Source organism: Bacteroidia bacterium (assembly GCA_033391075.1).
GTDB lineage: Bacteria > Bacteroidota > Bacteroidia > J057 > J057 > JAWPMV01.
Map to the genome: position 1 here is coordinate 7,487,189 of JAWPMV010000001.1, position 16,895 is coordinate 7,504,083.

General features: G+C 42.9%; 14 protein-coding genes. 9 read left to right on the plus strand and 5 right to left on the minus strand.

Going from position 1 to position 16,895, the window contains the following annotated elements; translation table 11 throughout:
- Nucleotides 1-54 precede the first annotated feature (54 nt).
- From R8P61_29745 to R8P61_29760, 4 genes are all read left to right on the plus strand, one after another.
- Nucleotides 55-2,430, plus strand: a complete 2,376-nt coding sequence (locus R8P61_29745; protein ID MDW3651298.1) for a TonB-dependent receptor — start codon at nt 55-57, stop codon at nt 2,428-2,430.
- A 190-nt stretch (nt 2,431-2,620) separates the two neighbouring features.
- Nucleotides 2,621-3,706: a histidine kinase gene (locus R8P61_29750; GenBank protein MDW3651299.1), complete on the plus strand. Its 1,086-nt coding sequence runs from the start codon at nt 2,621-2,623 to the stop codon at nt 3,704-3,706.
- A gap of 15 nt (nt 3,707-3,721) precedes the next feature.
- Nucleotides 3,722-4,480, plus strand: a complete 759-nt coding sequence (locus tag R8P61_29755; protein MDW3651300.1) for a LytTR family DNA-binding domain-containing protein — start codon at nt 3,722-3,724, stop codon at nt 4,478-4,480.
- A 116-nt stretch (nt 4,481-4,596) separates the two neighbouring features.
- On the plus strand, nt 4,597-6,162 hold the full coding sequence (locus R8P61_29760; protein ID MDW3651301.1) for an SAM-dependent methyltransferase: 1,566 nt from the start codon (nt 4,597-4,599) through the stop codon (nt 6,160-6,162).
- A 4-nt stretch (nt 6,163-6,166) separates the two neighbouring features.
- On the opposite strand, the gene R8P61_29765 is transcribed toward R8P61_29760, so the two are convergent.
- Entirely contained in the window at nt 6,167-7,474 is a 1,308-nt protein-coding gene (locus R8P61_29765) for a hypothetical protein (protein MDW3651302.1), read from the minus strand.
- Nucleotides 7,475-7,582: 108 nt separating this feature from the next.
- Between R8P61_29765 and R8P61_29770 the strand changes: the two genes are divergently transcribed.
- Nucleotides 7,583-8,218: a CoA pyrophosphatase gene (locus tag R8P61_29770; protein MDW3651303.1), complete on the plus strand. Its 636-nt coding sequence runs from the start codon at nt 7,583-7,585 to the stop codon at nt 8,216-8,218.
- Nucleotides 8,219-8,254: 36 nt separating this feature from the next.
- Here the strand turns inward: R8P61_29770 and R8P61_29775 are convergent, their stop codons facing one another.
- Both R8P61_29775 and R8P61_29780 read right to left on the minus strand, forming a co-directional pair.
- Entirely contained in the window at nt 8,255-8,923 is a 669-nt protein-coding gene (locus tag R8P61_29775) for a polysaccharide deacetylase family protein (protein MDW3651304.1), read from the minus strand.
- A complete protein-coding gene (locus R8P61_29780) occupies nt 8,923-9,783 on the minus strand; it encodes a hydroxymethylglutaryl-CoA lyase (protein MDW3651305.1) in 861 nt (286 codons plus the stop codon). The genes R8P61_29775 and R8P61_29780 overlap by 1 nt, the downstream gene beginning before the upstream one ends.
- A gap of 169 nt (nt 9,784-9,952) precedes the next feature.
- Between R8P61_29780 and R8P61_29785 the strand changes: the two genes are divergently transcribed.
- The gene (locus R8P61_29785; protein MDW3651306.1) at nt 9,953-10,510 is read left to right on the plus strand and encodes a Uma2 family endonuclease; all 558 of its coding nucleotides are present in this window, start codon (nt 9,953-9,955) and stop codon (nt 10,508-10,510) included.
- A 3-nt stretch (nt 10,511-10,513) separates the two neighbouring features.
- Here the strand turns inward: R8P61_29785 and R8P61_29790 are convergent, their stop codons facing one another.
- Nucleotides 10,514-10,921, minus strand: a complete 408-nt coding sequence (locus R8P61_29790; protein ID MDW3651307.1) for a GNAT family N-acetyltransferase — start codon at nt 10,919-10,921, stop codon at nt 10,514-10,516.
- 125 nt (nt 10,922-11,046) lie between these two features.
- Here R8P61_29790 and purL point away from each other — a divergent pair, with 125 nt between their 5' ends.
- The 3 genes from purL (at nt 11,047) to R8P61_29805 (ending at nt 15,431) form a co-directional block, all read left to right on the plus strand.
- Nucleotides 11,047-13,218 carry a phosphoribosylformylglycinamidine synthase subunit PurL gene (gene purL / locus R8P61_29795; protein ID MDW3651308.1) on the plus strand — a complete coding sequence of 724 codons (2,172 nt, stop codon included), beginning with the start codon at nt 11,047-11,049 and terminating at the stop codon, nt 13,216-13,218.
- 189 nt (nt 13,219-13,407) lie between these two features.
- On the plus strand, nt 13,408-14,703 hold the full coding sequence (locus tag R8P61_29800) for a dicarboxylate/amino acid:cation symporter (protein MDW3651309.1): 1,296 nt from the start codon (nt 13,408-13,410) through the stop codon (nt 14,701-14,703).
- Nucleotides 14,704-14,825: 122 nt separating this feature from the next.
- Nucleotides 14,826-15,431, plus strand: coding sequence for a hypothetical protein (locus R8P61_29805; protein MDW3651310.1), 606 nt, complete (start codon nt 14,826-14,828; stop codon nt 15,429-15,431).
- Nucleotides 15,432-15,434: 3 nt separating this feature from the next.
- Here R8P61_29805 and R8P61_29810 read toward each other — a convergent pair whose 3' ends face one another.
- Complete coding sequence (locus R8P61_29810; protein MDW3651311.1) at nt 15,435-16,739, minus strand: energy transducer TonB; 1,305 nt, start codon at nt 16,737-16,739, stop codon at nt 15,435-15,437.
- Between the last annotated feature and the right edge of the window lie 156 nt (nt 16,740-16,895).

The following is a 16,895-nucleotide window of genomic DNA, read 5'->3' on the forward strand; positions in this document are numbered from 1 at the left end:
ACTTCTTTTCAGATTTGGAGCATCGAATTTGTAATCACAATCAATTATCCAAACATGAAAGCTATCTTCTTATCCATTGTTGTGTACCTGTCTGGGGTTTTCTGTTTTGCACAGACTGGCAGCATTCAGGGTACGGTTACAGACCAACAATCAGAAGGACCCCTCTTTGGCGCAGTAGTCGAGGTTTTGGGAGTAGAACCTGTTTTGGGAGCTGTAACTAATGAAGAAGGATATTTCTCATTGAAAGGAGTACCCCTGGGAAGAAATGCAATTCGGGTGAAATTTTTAGGGTACGAAAGCCTCACCCTTCCCAACATTGAGGTAAGCTCGGGAAAAGATGTAATCCTCAAGCTCAGTCTCAAAGAAAGCCTGGTCCAGTTGGATGAAGTCCTCATTGTTGACGAGACCATCAAGGACAAGGCCCAGAATGAAATGGTGAGTATTTCAGCTCGCCAATTCAGTTTAGAAGAGGTTAACCGTTATGCAGGGGGGCGTAGTGATGTGGCTCGTCTGGCTGCCAACTTTGCCGGGGTTTCTGCTCCGGATGATTCCAGAAATGATATCGTGATTCGGGGAAATTCGCCTACAGGCATCCTCTGGCGTGTCGAAGGTATACCCGTACCCAATCCCAATCACTTTTCTACCTTTGGAACTACCGGAGGACCTGTAAGTGCCCTCAATCCTAATGTGCTGCGAAATTCTGACTTTCTCACTTCTGCCTTCCCTGCCGAGTACGGAAACGCCAATGCCGGGGTATTTGATATTGGTTTCCGCAATGGCAACAGAGACAGACATGAAAGAACCATACAAGTAGGCGCATTCAGTGGACTGGAAGCTATGTTCGAAGGTCCTGTCAATAAAAATGGAGGTTCTTATCTGGTCGCAGGCCGATATTCTTTTGTCGGTTTGATCGGGGCGGGAGCTACTTCTGCCGTTCCCAATTATCAGGATATATCCTTTAAACTGGATTTTGGAAATAGTCCTGCCGGTAGATTTACCTTCTTTGGGATAGGAGGAAGGTCAGACATTGACTTCCTGGGATCTGAAATTGATTCTACGGATCTCTTTGCAGCAGAGGATGAAGATGCTTTTTACACAGGAAGCTTTGGGGTAGTTGGATTAAAGCATAATCTGCTATTAGGAAACAAGACCTATTTGCGGACGGTCATAGGAGCTTCAAACAGAGGCAACAGCTTTGAGCAGGATCGTTATTTCAATTTGGGAGAGGCAGATGAGTTTAAATTGCGGATCACAAATGCAGAAAATGATGAGACGCGTTACACAGTGAGCTCGTTCCTCAATACCAAACTCAATGCAAGACAAACCCTGAGAGTGGGAGTCCTCTACGAGAATTTTCAAAGCAATTCATTTTTAGAGGATAGAGTAAATGCTCCGGATTTGGATGGAGATGGCGAACCGGATTGGTTTACAGTTTATGACATTGATGGCTCCTTTAGCCTCATTCAACCCTACGTCCAGACACAATACAGAATCACGGAAGATTTGACCTTCAATGCGGGTGTTCACGGACAGTATTCCAATCTCAATGATCAATTCGTAGTAGAACCGCGAGCTTCTTTAAGCTATGACATCAATGAGAAAAATAAACTGACCCTGGGCTATGGAATGCACAATCAAAGCGGCCCTTTACCCATCCTTTTCCTGAATGAAGAAATCAATGGAGAACTTCTAAGGACTAATATCGATCTGGATTTCATCCGATCTCAGCATTATGTGCTGGCTTATGATGCAAAATTGAGTTCGGATTGGCGAATTAAAACAGAAGTATATTACCAGGACATTGATCGTGCACCCATAGAAAGGACGCCTACTTCTTATTCAGTTCTAACTGAGGGAGCAGATTTTGTTTTCTCGGATGATAAAACGTCCCTAATAAGTGAAGGAACAGGTTTTAATCGAGGGCTGGAGATAACCGTCGAAAAATTCTACAGCAAAGGATATCATATGCTCTTTACGACTTCTATATTCGAAAGTAAGTATACGGGGAGTGATGGTGTAGAGCGAAATACCCCTTTCAACAATGGCTATGTCATCAATCTTTTGGGAGGAAGAGAGCTTAAAGTTGGAAAACGAAATGCCGTGGTAATTGATTCTCGCTTAACTACTTCCGGAGGAAACTGGTATACGCCGGTAAATCTTGAAGCCTCTCGTGAACAAGGCCGGGAAATTCGTGAAGATGGAAGAGCTTTTAGTGAGCAATACGATGCCTATTTTCGCTGGGACCTGAGAATGGGATTCAAGCTCAATAGTGCGACCAAAAAACTTTCGCACCAATTCTATATCGACTTCCAAAACCTGACAGACCGAGACAATATTTTCGTTCGTCGCTACAATCGCCTTACCAACGAACTCAATCAGGTCAATCAGGTAGGACTCTTTGTGGACTTTTTATATCGGGTGCAGTTTTAGAAGAGTGCGGGAGTGTTGTAGTTCTTAAGTGTTAAAGTTTTCTACAAATCACTTTACAGAACTACAACACTAAAACACTCCCGCATTTTTTAAATGACGTACAGTTTCAACGCAGAGACACAGAATCATTTCGCCTGCTGTCTCCGCGCTTTTTCTCAAAATGTTATATTGATGGGATTCTTTTTAGGAAATGCTTAAAGCGAATATAAAATACCTGGCCTTTGATGATCGAAAGTTTACCCTTTGGGGTATTCCTACGATTACGGTCCTCATACCCTGGATCTTTTTTGCGATTCCCCTGGAGGACTATCCTGAGGTAGCACATCAAAAGTTGCCGGAAAGTTTTGTGTATTGTGCTTTCTTCTGGCTGACCAACCGCTATTTACTGATCAAGCTAAGGGAAAGGTATTCAAGTCTGGATCAGGCCGTAAAGCGTATACTCATTCAATTCGGATTTATCCTTTTGATTACGCCTTTGGTCGATGTAGTATTTGGACTAGTCATCAAAAGTTTTTACGGTCTTTTTGGAATAGAAGAGCTTTGCAAGACGACTTTTTTTCAAGGGGCTGTTGCCACCATTTTTGTGAGCATAACGGTTCTCGCTTTGTATGAAGCGATATACTTTTTCTACAAATACAAAGCGGCAATCATTGAAAAGGAGCAATTGCAGCAGGCGCATATCCAGAGTCAACTGGATAATTTAAGAAATCAGATCAATCCACATTTCCTTTTCAATAGCCTGAATACCCTGATGAATCTGATTCCCACGGATTCAGATCGCGCGATGAACTACCTGAGCAAATTGTCGCGATTTTACCGCTATGCTGTAGGGAATCGGGAGCAGGCGAGTGTTCCGATTCAAACCGAACTGGAAAATCTGGAACTCTATTCAGACCTGTTACGAGAGCGTTTTGGGCCGAGTATCGAGATCACACTTCCGGAACAAATACAAATGTCTGGCTATTTGCCTCCTTTGAGTCTTCAGATGCTGCTGGAGAATGCCGTCAAGCACAATATCGTGTCGAGGAGCAAGCCCCTGAGAATCGAAGTTGTATTCGATGAGACCAGTCATTATATCTGGGTAAAAAACAATGTGCAGATGAAAATTCAGGCCATAGAATCCACCGGCATGGGGCTTAATAATATTCGAAAACGTCTGGCCTTTTTTACCAATCAGCCGCTACAGCTTCTGGAGACGAAGTCGAGTTTTGAGGTTGGCCTACCTATAATTGAGGCGCCACAAAAAGTATCCGAATCAATCCCTCCTTTAGCCTAAAAATTCAGGAGTAGAATGAAAGTAATTCTCATAGAAGACGAAATAAATGCTTATGAGTACCTAAGAAGCATTTTGCCTAAAACAGGCATGGATATAGAAATAATTGCACATCTGGATAGTGTTCAGGATTCGGTCAATTGGTTAGATCAGCATGAAGCTCCAGACCTCATCTTCCTGGATATTCAATTGGCTGATGGCTTGAGCTTTGAGATCTTCAATCATGTGGAAGTCAAGGCGCCCATTATTTTTACGACAGCCTATGATCAGTATGCCATTGATGCCTTCAAGTTCAACAGTGTTGATTATCTCCTTAAGCCGATTCATGTCGATGATTTGAAAAAGGCCCTGAAAAAGTATACTGATCACTATCGGGAAGACAGCCAGGAACTCCGCCATCAATTGCAGGCCTTAATGGGCAATTTTAATCAACAAAAGAAAAATCGTTGTTTGGTAAGAAGAGGAGATCATTTTGAGTTTGTGGATGTATCGGAAATTGCATTTGTCAATTCAGAAGAGAGCATTACTTTTCTTCATACCCGGGATTCCCGCAGACATATATATAACCACAGCCTGGAAGGCTTGATGGCCTCTCTGGATGGGCAGAAGTTTTTCCAAATCAATCGCCACCAGATCGTTAATATCGATAGCATCCAAAAGATTTACCCCTATTTCAACCAGCGCTTGAAACTGGAACTGAATACTTCGGTAGGGAATTTGGAATTTGTGGTGAGCCGTTCGAAGCTAAACCAGTTCAAAAGCTGGGTGGATTCATGAAAACCCAGATTGCTGAATAAAGGGTATATTAAGCACAAATCATTCTTTGTTCGTTTCTGCTAAATCTTCTTTAGTGTAAACCAGCCGAGTGTGGGATCACTGAATACCCTAATACTATGGAGCAGAAACGATATGAGGTCGAATCCTCGACCCTTTTTTCCAAAAGTAAAATCTGGCAACTCAATCGAGATTACTATGATAAGGAGGGTTTAAAAGCCTGGCAGACAGGAGAAGTGCCGCATTATCTGACAAGTAATGCGATGGTAGGGAATACCTATGCAGAGTTGATTTTTGGTATCCTCAAAGATTTGGGGCGCATGGGCAAGGTTCAGGAGAAGGTGTATATCCTGGAAATGGGGGCTGGACATGGAAGGCTATGTTTTCATATTCTCCTGCAGCTGGAAAGACTCTTACGGACTGCTTTGATTCCTTTACCGGCTTATTGTTACATCTTGAGTGATATTGCTGAGGATAATTTGCTCTTTTTGGAAGAGCATCCTCAATTCTCCGAATTTTTGGAAAATGGGCGTATAGATGTGGCCTTTTTCGACAGTAGCCAGAGTTCAGAGATTGTGCTCCGTAAAAGCGGGATAAACATACAGGCTCAGAGCCTGAAGCAACCCATAATTGCGGTGGCCAACTATTTATTTGACTCACTTCCCGTTGATCTTTACCAGATCAAAGAGGATGAATTGCTTTCTTGTTCTGTCTCTTTGAGCTCGGATCGAAATCCAGCAGATTTGACAGAAGCAGGCTTGCTGAAGGAGTTGGAAATCAGTTTTCAAAAAGAAGGACTTGAGCCAAGCTCAATCGTCTATGAGGATCCGATTTTGAATGAAATTCTTCATGAATATCGGGAAATGCTTCAGGATAGCCACCTCTTTTTTCCAGAAAAAGGGCTTTCCTGTTTGAAGAAGCTAAAAGCTTTGTCTCAAAATGGACTCATTTTGATCTCAATGGATAAAGGCTTCCATAATTTGCATGATTTGGAGGGCAATAAAGAGCCTCGGATGGCTACTCATGGGAGTATGTCCTTTTGGGTAAATTATCATGCTTTTGCCACTTACTGTCAAAAAATGGGAGGCAAGGCATTATTACCTACAGGTTCAAGCTTTCGATTGGAACTTCCTCTCCTGCTCTTTGTAGAAGAGGGGGATTCATTTGTAGAAACTCAATTGGCCTATCAGCGATTTGTCAATGATTTTGGACCGGATGACTTCAATAGCCTGAGACGCTATGCGCTAAAAGGTCTGGAGAAAGCGAATATCTCAGAGCTATTGGCATTGATGCGATTTGGGGTATACGATGCGACCCTTTTCAAAAATATCCTTCCGACCTTAAAGATTCTGAGTGGGAGAGTTACTTTCAATGAACGGGCGCATTTGGCCAGGACTATGCATAAAGTTTGGGAAAATTATTTTGAGATTCATGAACCCCAGGACCTGGCATTTGAAATGGCCAGTATCTTTTATAGTCTGGGATTTTATAAAGATTCCCTGGTATTTTTCAAGCGCTCCATCCAGGAATTTGGCTATACCGCAGACACCTACTTCAATAGTGCTCTCTGTTATTATCAATTGAGAGAAGACCAACTATTTCTAAAAACTGTGAAGGAGGCAAAACTTGCCTATCCGGATTTTGCGAAATTTGCGGAATTGGACAGGCTGGACCTCAGTGCCTGATTTGTTAGGGAGATTTTGTTCGAAAGGAAATTTCATAGGGTTTCAGTTGAACTCCATTTGCCAGCCTAAAGCCCATACCAACCATAAATTGGTATTCTTTGCCCGCTTCCAATTTTACTTCATAGATAGCTCCTTTATTATCCTCTGTAAATCGAACTCCCTCTATTTGTGGTAGATAATCCCGACCTTTTTCTCCATATCCTGTTGAATAATAGCCCGGCTGCATTTCATGGGAAAAAGCAATTCTGATTTCGGAGATATTGGGATCGACTTCCTGACTTCCATTCTCAAAATTTATCAATTTAGTGACGGTTGGCCTTCGGGATTCATAGTCCGCTTCATATTCTGCAAGTGGCTTTTCGAAATAATGGGTTCCATCCACAAAGTTCCATACGCTTTCTTTATCCTTAAAATCTAGTTCGATCAGCGTTTTGATAGCTGCTTGTTTATCTTCTGCTGCCTCATAATATTTCTCAGCAATTGCATAGCCCATATAGTAACCGAGGTCGCGCATCTTGAATTCATTTTCAAAATTATTCCAAAGCCATCTGTCGTAATAGTAAGAGAACATCTCTTGACTAAAAACCGTTTTTACCCAATCATCATTCCGCTTACCGAACTCAATTGCTGGTGTCGGGGAAGCTTTCGCTGAAGCTTTTACGGCCATGAATTCAGCAAAGCCTTCATACAAAGAGAAGGTGAGTAAGTCATACCCATAGTCAAAGACTTGTTGGGTATGTACATATTCGTGGATGTTGAGAAATACGATTTCTTTGATCGGCTCAGAGTCAAAATAATTACGGAGATAATCGAATCTTGGCTCAAATTCATGGCTAAGGGTATTTTTATTGGTCATGGCCAATTCACTTCCAATCAAGACCAGACTGTCGAGGGTAGTTCCGGGTGTGCGAAAGGCTCCTACGGTAAAATAGATTTGTGCGGGTTTAAGATGAGGATATATCTTTTTCAATCCCTCCAATCCTTTGGAAATTTCCTCTGCATAGTCTATTGCTTTTAGGGTATTGGGGCGAATGGACTCCCAAAAGAGCGGATGATTATTGATGGCGTCGATGTAGTCTTTATCTGAATATCGCCTTGCCTGCCGGATTGCCGTCAAACCCGGACTGCCTTTGTCGAAATAGAGTTCTTGTAATAGCTGGTATTGTTTCGCGCTATCCTGGGTTGCGATGATTTGGTCATAAGCTTCCCAAAAATGATAGACATCCGAGCTGTAAATTTTCTGTGTGTTTTCCTGGGCCCATACTTTAGAAGCCAGCAACAATAGAACAATAAGACTAAAGTGAAATTTCATGCGATCTTTTTTAATTAAAGGGACGGATGCGTAAGTTCCCCACCCAAAAATGAAATAACCAGAAACTCTTTTTGGGGTATATAGGGTAAGACCTTTTGGAAAATACATATGTTGCAGCAGCCCGATAGATTTTTTCAAGAACTTTCATCTGCTCTGGCCGGGCCTTTACCCGGATGGGAAGCACAGATTGGAATGGCTTCGAAATACGGCAAAGCCAGTCGAGTTCAAGTACCTAATAATCCCCGTGAAGGAGGCGTCCTGGCCTTACTGTATCCCAAGGAATCTGACCTTCATATGTGCTTTATGGAGCGCTCACGAGATGGGGGAGTACATAGTGGACAGGTAAGTTTTCCTGGAGGAAAGCGAGAAGTATATGATCGAGATTTGGCTGCTACCGCACTCCGAGAGGCTGAAGAAGAACTTGGCATACCTGCTCATCAGGTAGAGCTACTCGGTCAATTTTCTCAGCTATATATCCCTGCTAGCAATTTTATGGTTTCTCCCTTCGTGGGCAGTTTGGGATTCCGGCCCGACTTTGATTTGGATGAACGGGAAGTAGCCAACTTGATTGAAGTCCCTCTCCAGAGATTATTGGAAGAAGAAAGTCAGGAAATTGAAATTAAGATTCGGGAAGACTTTAGCGTAGAAGCTCCTGCCTGGCTCATCAACGATCAGATCATTTGGGGTGCAACTGCCATGATGCTCAACGAACTCCTCGTCATCATCCGTAGTCTTAAAAAGTAACTCTAACACAGACCAACCCTAACACGCTAACACCTCCTACAGCATTTCCCGTTCAATTTTCATCAAAGGAGGCTGCGCAACTATAGACTTAAACGTATAGCCTTCCTGAGAAAAGTGCTCTAGAACTTTCGGAAGTGCCAACTGTAATCGGGGCCAGGCTTTTTCATAGTCATGAAAAAGAACAATGGATCCGGGCTGGGCATGTTTCAGTACTTTTTTTGTGCAACTTTCCGGGCTCTTTCGAGTATCAAAATCTCCACTTATTACATCCATCATGATGATTCGATGGGTTTGTAGAATTTTCTCCGCCTGAATATTGGTGATGGAACCATAAGGGGGACGAAAGAGGTCGGTCCGATAACCGCTGTATTCGGTGATGGTCTTTTGAGCTTTGAGAAAGTTTTTGAGGTATCGTTTCGTCTCAGTTTTCCTCCCTTTTAAATGGTTTTGTGTATGATTCCCCAGACTATGTCCCGCATCGATGATCTTATGAACGATCTCCGGATGCTTCCTAACTTTATCCCCAATCAGGAAAAAGCTTGCTTTTGCATCATATTTCGCCAACTGCTCCAGCACCCATTCGGTAATATCGGGGGTTGGGCCATCATCAAAACTGAGGTATAGTTCCTTTTTCTTTGTATCAAATCGCCAGATATAGCGATTGTATATCTGCTGAACAAAAGGAGGTATTTTGTTCCAATACATCAGACCTGAGGAAGAAATATTTGAGGTACGAGATTGCCGGCTTCAGCCAGAACGTCCATATCCAATCCGCTTTCTATTTCCTGTGTCTGGCAATAGGCAATCAGGCTTTCGGTAGCGATATTTCCAACCAACTCATCTTCGGCAAATGGACAACCCCCATAGCCTTGTAGAGCTACATCAAATCTTTTGCAACCTGCCTTCCATGCCGCATCAATTTTTTCGATTCTCGTTGTAGGGTGAGAATGAAAATGAGCTCCTAATTCTGCTTCGGGGAAGGTGTTCATAAGCTTTGAAAACATCTCTCTGATAAGGCCAGAATCTGCAATTCCGATCGTATCGGACATATTGATAATTCGGATACCCAAATCCTGCATTTCGCCCACCCATTTTTCGGCAACTTCCGGACTCCACTCATCTCCAAAAGGATTGCCAAAGGCCATAGAGATGTAAATGATCAGCTCCTTATCAGATTTGACACAGAGTTCCTGGATCTCTTTTACGAGTTCCAGTGAATCCGTGATACTGCGACGGGTATTCTTTTGTTGGAAAGTTTCTGAAATAGAAAATGGATAGCCCAGATAATCAATTTCCGGATATTTGCAGGCATCCACAGCCCCTCTTAGATTGGCTACAATAGCCGAAAGTTTTGTCGGACCTGAAGTATCCAATTGCGCAAGAACTTCTGCTGTATCTGCTAGTTGTGGTACAGCTTTAGGTGAAACAAAACTTCCAAAATCCAGGCTGTCGAAACCTGCTTTTAGCAAAAGATTCAGGTAACGGGCCTTGAGCTCGGTGGGGATGGGATGCTCGATGCCCTGCATGGCATCCCGGGGACATTCTATGATCTTTAATTCCTTCAATACAGTGTTTTGTTGCGTCCACAAAGGTAGGGAAAATCAGGCATAGCTTAATAATTATGTCTGGAATGTTGACATGAGTATGGGAATTGGGGTCTTAGAATATACAGAAGCGCTAGAATGGAGATTTTATCTGTTAATCATTTTACCCCCAGAATTCGTATCTTTAGGTATGGCAGTGGAACTGAAAAAAAGGAAGATTTCCCGTGAAGCCTATCATGTGATGATAGACGCAGGAATCTTTGGGCCTGAGGATAAGATCGAATTGCTCAATGGAGAGATCATCGATATGAGTCCAATAGCTAGCCCTCACATGTCAGCAGTCAACAGATTGACACATTTATTTTCTCTGGCATTATCAGGTAGTGCAATTGTAAGCGTTCAAAATCCGCTTAATCTTGGAGAGTTTTCTGAGCCAGAGCCTGATCTAGCTATATTTAAATTCCAGGAGGATTTCTACGAAAATGCAATTCCTACGGCAAATGATGTTTTACTTCTGATTGAAGTTGCAGATACTACCTTAAAAAAAGATAGGGAAATAAAGCTCCCGCTTTATGCAGCCGCAGGGATACCTTTTCTTTGGATAGTTGATCTTGAAAATCGACAAATCGAAGAATACAGCCATCCCGTAAATGGTATTTACCAAAATCGACTTATTTGTAGGAAAGGCGATGTCTTGATTCTTGAAGAATTAGATATCGAAATTATGTTTGATGACATTTTGCCTTAATTCTCAATGCTCATCCCCTTGATAAATCCATAAAGGTTCTGTTTTTCCTGCCCGTACAAATCCGCACTTTTTATAAAAATCTACAGCTTTTCCATCAGCTACCAGGGTTTGCTGATGAAAGTCGCCATACTTCTCCTGCATCTTTTGAACGATCATGCGTCCGATCCCCTTCCCCTGATACTCCGGATGTACCAAAAGATGCGCATAATAGACCACCAAATAGCCATCAGAAATGGCATTTCCCATACCGATCAAACGTTCTCCTTCCCAGGCACTGATCAGACTGTCCGAATTCATCAGGGCCTTATAAAGCTTATCTGGTTTCTTAGCAGAAGACCATTCCAGGGCATGATAGAGCTCCAGAATCAAATCCTGATCAATTTCTTTGTCTTCTCTGAGTTTAATGGCCATAATTTCTCACTTATTAAGGCTTGAAGATAGAAAAAATCAATGCGCAGAGGACTTTATCTTCAAAATTCCGGTATAAGTTCAGCAGTCCGTATATTTACTAACCTAAGCCAAACTCATAGCGAGCAATGTCTGAAACTCAAGTAAGCCTTTCCACTACAGAAAAACTCGGTCTTCTTCCCGAAGAATTTGAACGTATCAAAGAACTTTTGGGCCGGACTCCTAATTTCATTGAACTCAGTGTATTCTCAGTGATGTGGAGTGAGCATTATTCTCATAAGAATTCCCTGCTCCAGCTCAGAACCTTAGCCATAGCAGGCGAAGAAGGTGTTGGTTTGATAGATCTGGGAAATGGATATGCCCTTACGATCAAAATGGAATCTCATAATCAGACTTCCGGAGCAGGCGTAGCAGGGATTCATAGAGGCATTATTAGGAAAGGAGGCAGACCTATTGCCACACTTAACTCCCTTCGTTTTGGAGACATTGACCTTCCTGACACCCAGAACTCACTTAAAGAAGTGGTAAAAGGGATCGGAGCATGTGGGAATTCTATAGGAGTACCGACGGTAGGAGGAGATCTTTATTTTGATCCTTGTTACAACGCTAACCCATTAGTAAATACCCTATCTATAGGCATAATGAAGAAAGGACATTCGTCGAATGCTCCGGCAATAGGAATTGGGAATCCTGTTTTCATGGTGGGAGCAGCAACAGGAAGAGAAAGGAAATTTGGGCTGTCAAGCAATTTAGGAGAAGCCAAAGAAGGATCAGAGGAAAAATCTTCTTCCGCTCAGGCCGAAGCTCCTTTCAATGAAAAACTTCTCTTAGAAGCTACTTTGGAGGCCTTAGAGACAGGGTCCATAGTAGGGGTTCGGGATATGGGGGCTGCAGGAATTTGTACCGCAACTTCTGAGCTGGCTGCAAAAGGGAAAGTAGGCATGGATGTGTGGCTGGAAAAAATTCCTCTTCAACAGCATGATATGCTTCCGGTAGAAATCTTATTGTCTGATTCTTCTGGACGTATGTTGTTTGTAGTCGAAACAGGGAAAGAGCAACTATTTCTTGATGTTTGTGAAAAATGGGACCTCAATTGTACTCAAATCGGAGAAGTGACGGACAGTGGAAAACTTCGGTACCAAATGAATGCTGAGCTACTAGGAGAAATCCCGGCTGAAGTTTTGGTACAGGGAAGTGGGGCCCCTGTTTATGAGCGCGCGCAAAAAGAACCTGCATACATGGCAGAAGTTCGTGCTTTTGATCCCCAATCAATTATCGAACCGATTGAACATGACAGAGTAATACGGCATTTGTTGGAACAAGTGAGCATCGCTTCTAAAGGCTGGGTGGTTGAACAATATGACTCCCAGTTGGAAGACAGTAAAATTCCCAGCCATATACCTGCTGATGCTGCGATTCTCAAAATGCAGGGGATGAAGACGAAAATCGTAGTGAGTGCTGACTGCAATGCTCGCTATGTGCATGCCGATCCGGAAAAAGGAGCTATGCTAGCGGTTTCGGAAGCTGCAAGAAATATCGCTTGCACAGGAGGGAGACCTTTGGGCGTTAGCAATTGTCTCAATTTCGGCGATCCTTATAATCCGGAAGTTTATTTCCAGTTTGCTCAGGCAATCAAAGGTGTGGGAGCTGCCTGTAGAAAATTTGACACCTCCATTACTGATGCAAATGTCAGTTTGTATAATGAGTCTGAAAATGGGCCTATATTCCCAACCCCTATGATTGGCATGTTAGGAGTCATAGAAGACACGCATGAAGGCGGGATGAGTATGGATTTCAAAGCCAAAGGAGACCAGGTTTATTTGTTGGGAAAAGTTGTTGAGGATTTAGGCTCTTCAGAATATGTATATAGTTATCACCAAAGAAAATTGAGCCCGGCCCCTTATGTCAACCTGGATGAAGAACATCTGCTTCAGCAAATACTTCTCAAACTGATTGCTGAAAAAGCGATTTCTTCTGCCCATGATATTTCTGATGGAGGTTTGATTGTAAGTATGCTTGAATCAGCTTTTGTAAATGAAATGGGATTTAACTTAAAGTGCCCGGAAGGTATCCGGAAGGACGCCTTTCTGTATGGAGAAAGCGGGGGACGTGCAATAGTGAGTGTAGCTACTGCTCAACTGGCAAAGTTTGTTAGCATCACTGCAGCTGCGGGTATAGATGCCACGCATTTAGGGACAGTTACCGGAGAGCATATCGTGATTGATGGACAAAAAATGGCTGAAATCCATGAGTATAAAAGACTTTACAATCGAGCATTGCCAAAGAAACTCGAGCCTTAGACTTCATTTCCTTCTCCTAAAAAAGCCCGATTGTATAGCCTTTGACAGTATCATTGAAGCGGCTTTGCTAGCTTAGTACTCATTCTGAGTCGTGGTGGCTGTATTGCTTCCTTTTTTCGATTCCACGAATAATTCATATTTTGGAGTCTATTTCTATTACACTACACAATAGCCCTTAATTTTAAGATTATGAAGCTCTATACAAAGATCCTGATCGGTATGGCCCTGGGGATCCTGGCAGGTTATATCTATAATGTTGCCGGATGGCAGGATTTTACCATTTATACTGATTGGATCGGAACCATCTTTATCAACCTGGTAAAAATGGTAGTTATTCCCTTGGTTGTTGTATCCCTGATTTTGGGAGCGGCAAGTTTGGGCGATATCAAGACTGTAGGGAAAATGGGAGCCAAAGCCTTTGGGTTTTTCATGTTTACTACTGCAGTTGCTGTATGTATAGGCTTGATTGTGGGGAATGTAATGCGTCCGGGAGATGGCTTGCCTGAAGATAAGAAAGAGGTACTGATGGCTAAATATCAGGACGAGGCAGCCGAAAAAACCCAAACAGATGGGGCCAAAGAGTTTCAGAATAAAAGCTCGGCAGAAAAATTATTTGACCTTTTGGTCAGTTTCGTACCAACGAATCCCCTAAAAGCCATGACAGATGGCCAAATGCTGGGAGTAATATTCTTCTCCCTGTTTCTGGGAATATGTATGACCCTCATTGACCCGGCTAAAGCAGCTCCCTTGATAAAGGCTTTTGATGGCCTCAATGATGCGGTGATCAAAATGGTAACCCTGGCTATGGAAACAGCTCCGTATGGGGTTTTTGCCTTAATGCTGGGAGTTGTCGCGAATCTTGGCCTGGATATTATGGGGCCACTGATTTTGTATGGATTGGCAGTATTGATTGCTTTGATCCTGCATATAGCGATCACGCATGGTAGTTTCATCTTCTTCTATCTCAAAAAGAGTCCGGTTCTTTTTATACGTGCAATTAAGGAAGCCATCGTATTTGGATTCAGTACGAGTTCAAGTAGTGCGACCCTTCCAATCAGTATGAACCTGGCCGAGAATAACCTGGGAGCCTCCAAGCAGGTAAGTTCCTTCGTATTACCCCTGGGAGCAACGATCAATATGGATGGGACAGCAGCCTATCAGGCAGTAGCTGCACTTTTCATTGCTCAGGTATTTGGCTTTGATCTTGACATGACGGCTCAGCTTACGATTATCCTTACCGCTACGCTCGCCTCTGTAGGTGCAGCAGGTGTTCCAGGCGCGGGCATGATTACCCTGGCCCTGGTATTATCTACTCTGGGTATTCCTGAGGCAGGTATTGCATTGATCTTCGGACTGGACAGACTACTGGATATGTGTCGTACAGTTGTAAATATCATCGGCGATTTGACCCTGACAGGAGTTATGGCCAAATCTGAAGGTGAGGAGTTGAATATACGCCTGGATCGCGATGTGATCCCAGGATAAACTATATTTCTTTTTCCGAAATACTTAGTTTTTGGAAAATTTATTACTTGTGTAAGGAGCATACAGTAATGCGGTAGCTTCAGGAAGAATATGGGTCTTTATTGAGACTTCGATTTAAGACCATGAAGTTCTTTTTAGTTTCTATCGCATTCCTTGTATGTTCTTTTACTTTTCCTAAATACATAATAGCCCAACAAGGACCTGCACAGAATCTACCGGATTCTGAGGTAGAGGAATTGCTGGAAACAGAACTCGCGTACCAGCCTGAAATGCAAGATTTTGGGCAGGCTAAAGCTGTTTTTGTTGACTTTTTGCGAAATTCTGACACCCTCTCTCTAGAATTGAAAGAGCTAACTCGCATGTACCAACAACTGGAACTGTCGGGAAGGTTGGTGATTGCCTTTGCAGACCCTCAAAAAGCAGACCTTATCAGTCTGGAAAGTCAGTGGATTGATTTCCGGAGTCAGGTGCAGTCTTCCTTCGATCGCTCCTGGGATCAAAGTGAGGGAAGAATGAGTAGGGGAAAGTTTCTTTTTTACGAAACCCTTATTGCCGAGTTTTCTCCGAAAGCAGAGGTGCTTATAGAAGCGATGTGGGCGGAGGAAGATGACTTTTTGGAAAAACACCGAGAAGATACGGTGATTGATCTGAAGATTATTTTCAGAAAAGCTTATGGGCAGTTAAGAAAGCTTGAAAACGAAGCCGCCTTTTTGGTAATGGATGAATAAGAATTAGTCGATGAGCTTGAAGGTGATACGAACCACTGTATAGACGGGGACGCTCACCCCGTTTTGAACACCGGGAATCCAGCGTGGCATTTTCGAAACCAGTCGCAATGCCTCATCATCACATCCATATCCCAGGCCTTTTAATACTTTTAAGTCTGAGAGACTTCCATCAGCTCTTACCACAACACGTACATGAACAGTACCTTCTATTCCTGCGCGACTAGCACGCTCCGGATAGACAGCATTCTTTCTCAGATAACGTCCCATGGCTTTCACCCCTCCCGGAAAATCGGGTTTCATTTCGGCATTAAAATAGGCTTTGCCCAGAGGTTCCTCATTTTCTACAGAGGTACCCACAAATTCTTCTGGCTCGCGTTTGGGCTTTTCTTCATTAAGATCCTCTACTGAAGTTTCAGACTCTGTATTTCCTCCGTCATTCCCACCGAGGTCAGAAATCAACAGTTCATCATCTTCTTCTTCTGAAGTTTCTTCTTCTTCCAGCTCTTTGAAATCAGGATCTACCAGCCCAAGTTCTTCATCAGCATCAAATACTGGCTTATTGATCAGGCCTTCATCTTCTTTCTCAGTAAAAAGATCAGAGATGGTATTTTGATTTTGAGGTCGGCTGACTGCGGCACTTTTATTAGAAGGAGAAATGCGTAAAACTTTAGAGTATGAGTCGTAAAGGTTTTTATCTGCTATAGATGCATACAAATGCAGGGTAAAGGTCCCTGATCGAGAATAGGTAAAGACACTATTTCTGTCCACCTTTCTCCTGTATCCATCTCCAAAGTCCATGTAATAAAAAACCTCGGGATCGTAGTCTTCGATGAGGAATTCCAGTTTGCTTCCTGCTTCCCTTGAACCTGCAATGTCCACACGCAAAACGGGCAGACTTCCTTCTGCTTCCTGATTGCTGGTTTCTTCCTCCCAATTTGTAAATTCCTGATTCCCGTGATCCGCAACAGTTGTTGCCCCGGATTCAATCTGATTAGCAATCTTATCTCTTAGTAAAATATAATCGGAATCATTACGCAGCGTATCCATGCCAAAGGGATGGGAAACGATGATCTCAGGAGCCCCATGATCAAAGAGATTGATCACTTGCGAATAACTCAATTCTTTCAGAGAAAATTTTTGCTGCTTCTGTGGCGCGCGGAAAATATTGGCCAATGACACACCCAGGCCTAATACTGCCAGAATCAAGGCAATATAATAACTCCGCCTCTGGAGGCGTGCAGGGCGAAAGTCAGAGCTTGGGGGAGTTATACTGTTCTCTCTGTCGAAAGAAGGCCGATTATGTGTCATGTTAGAATTGAACCCAAAATCATTCAAATATAGAAAATATTTTGCGGAAATGGAATATTATTTGACTCAATATATCGTTCCTACTCAACAAATGAATTGAAATAAATTCGCTTATCCTGTTTAGATACAGTACCTTTGCAGCCGATTTGAAGGAGT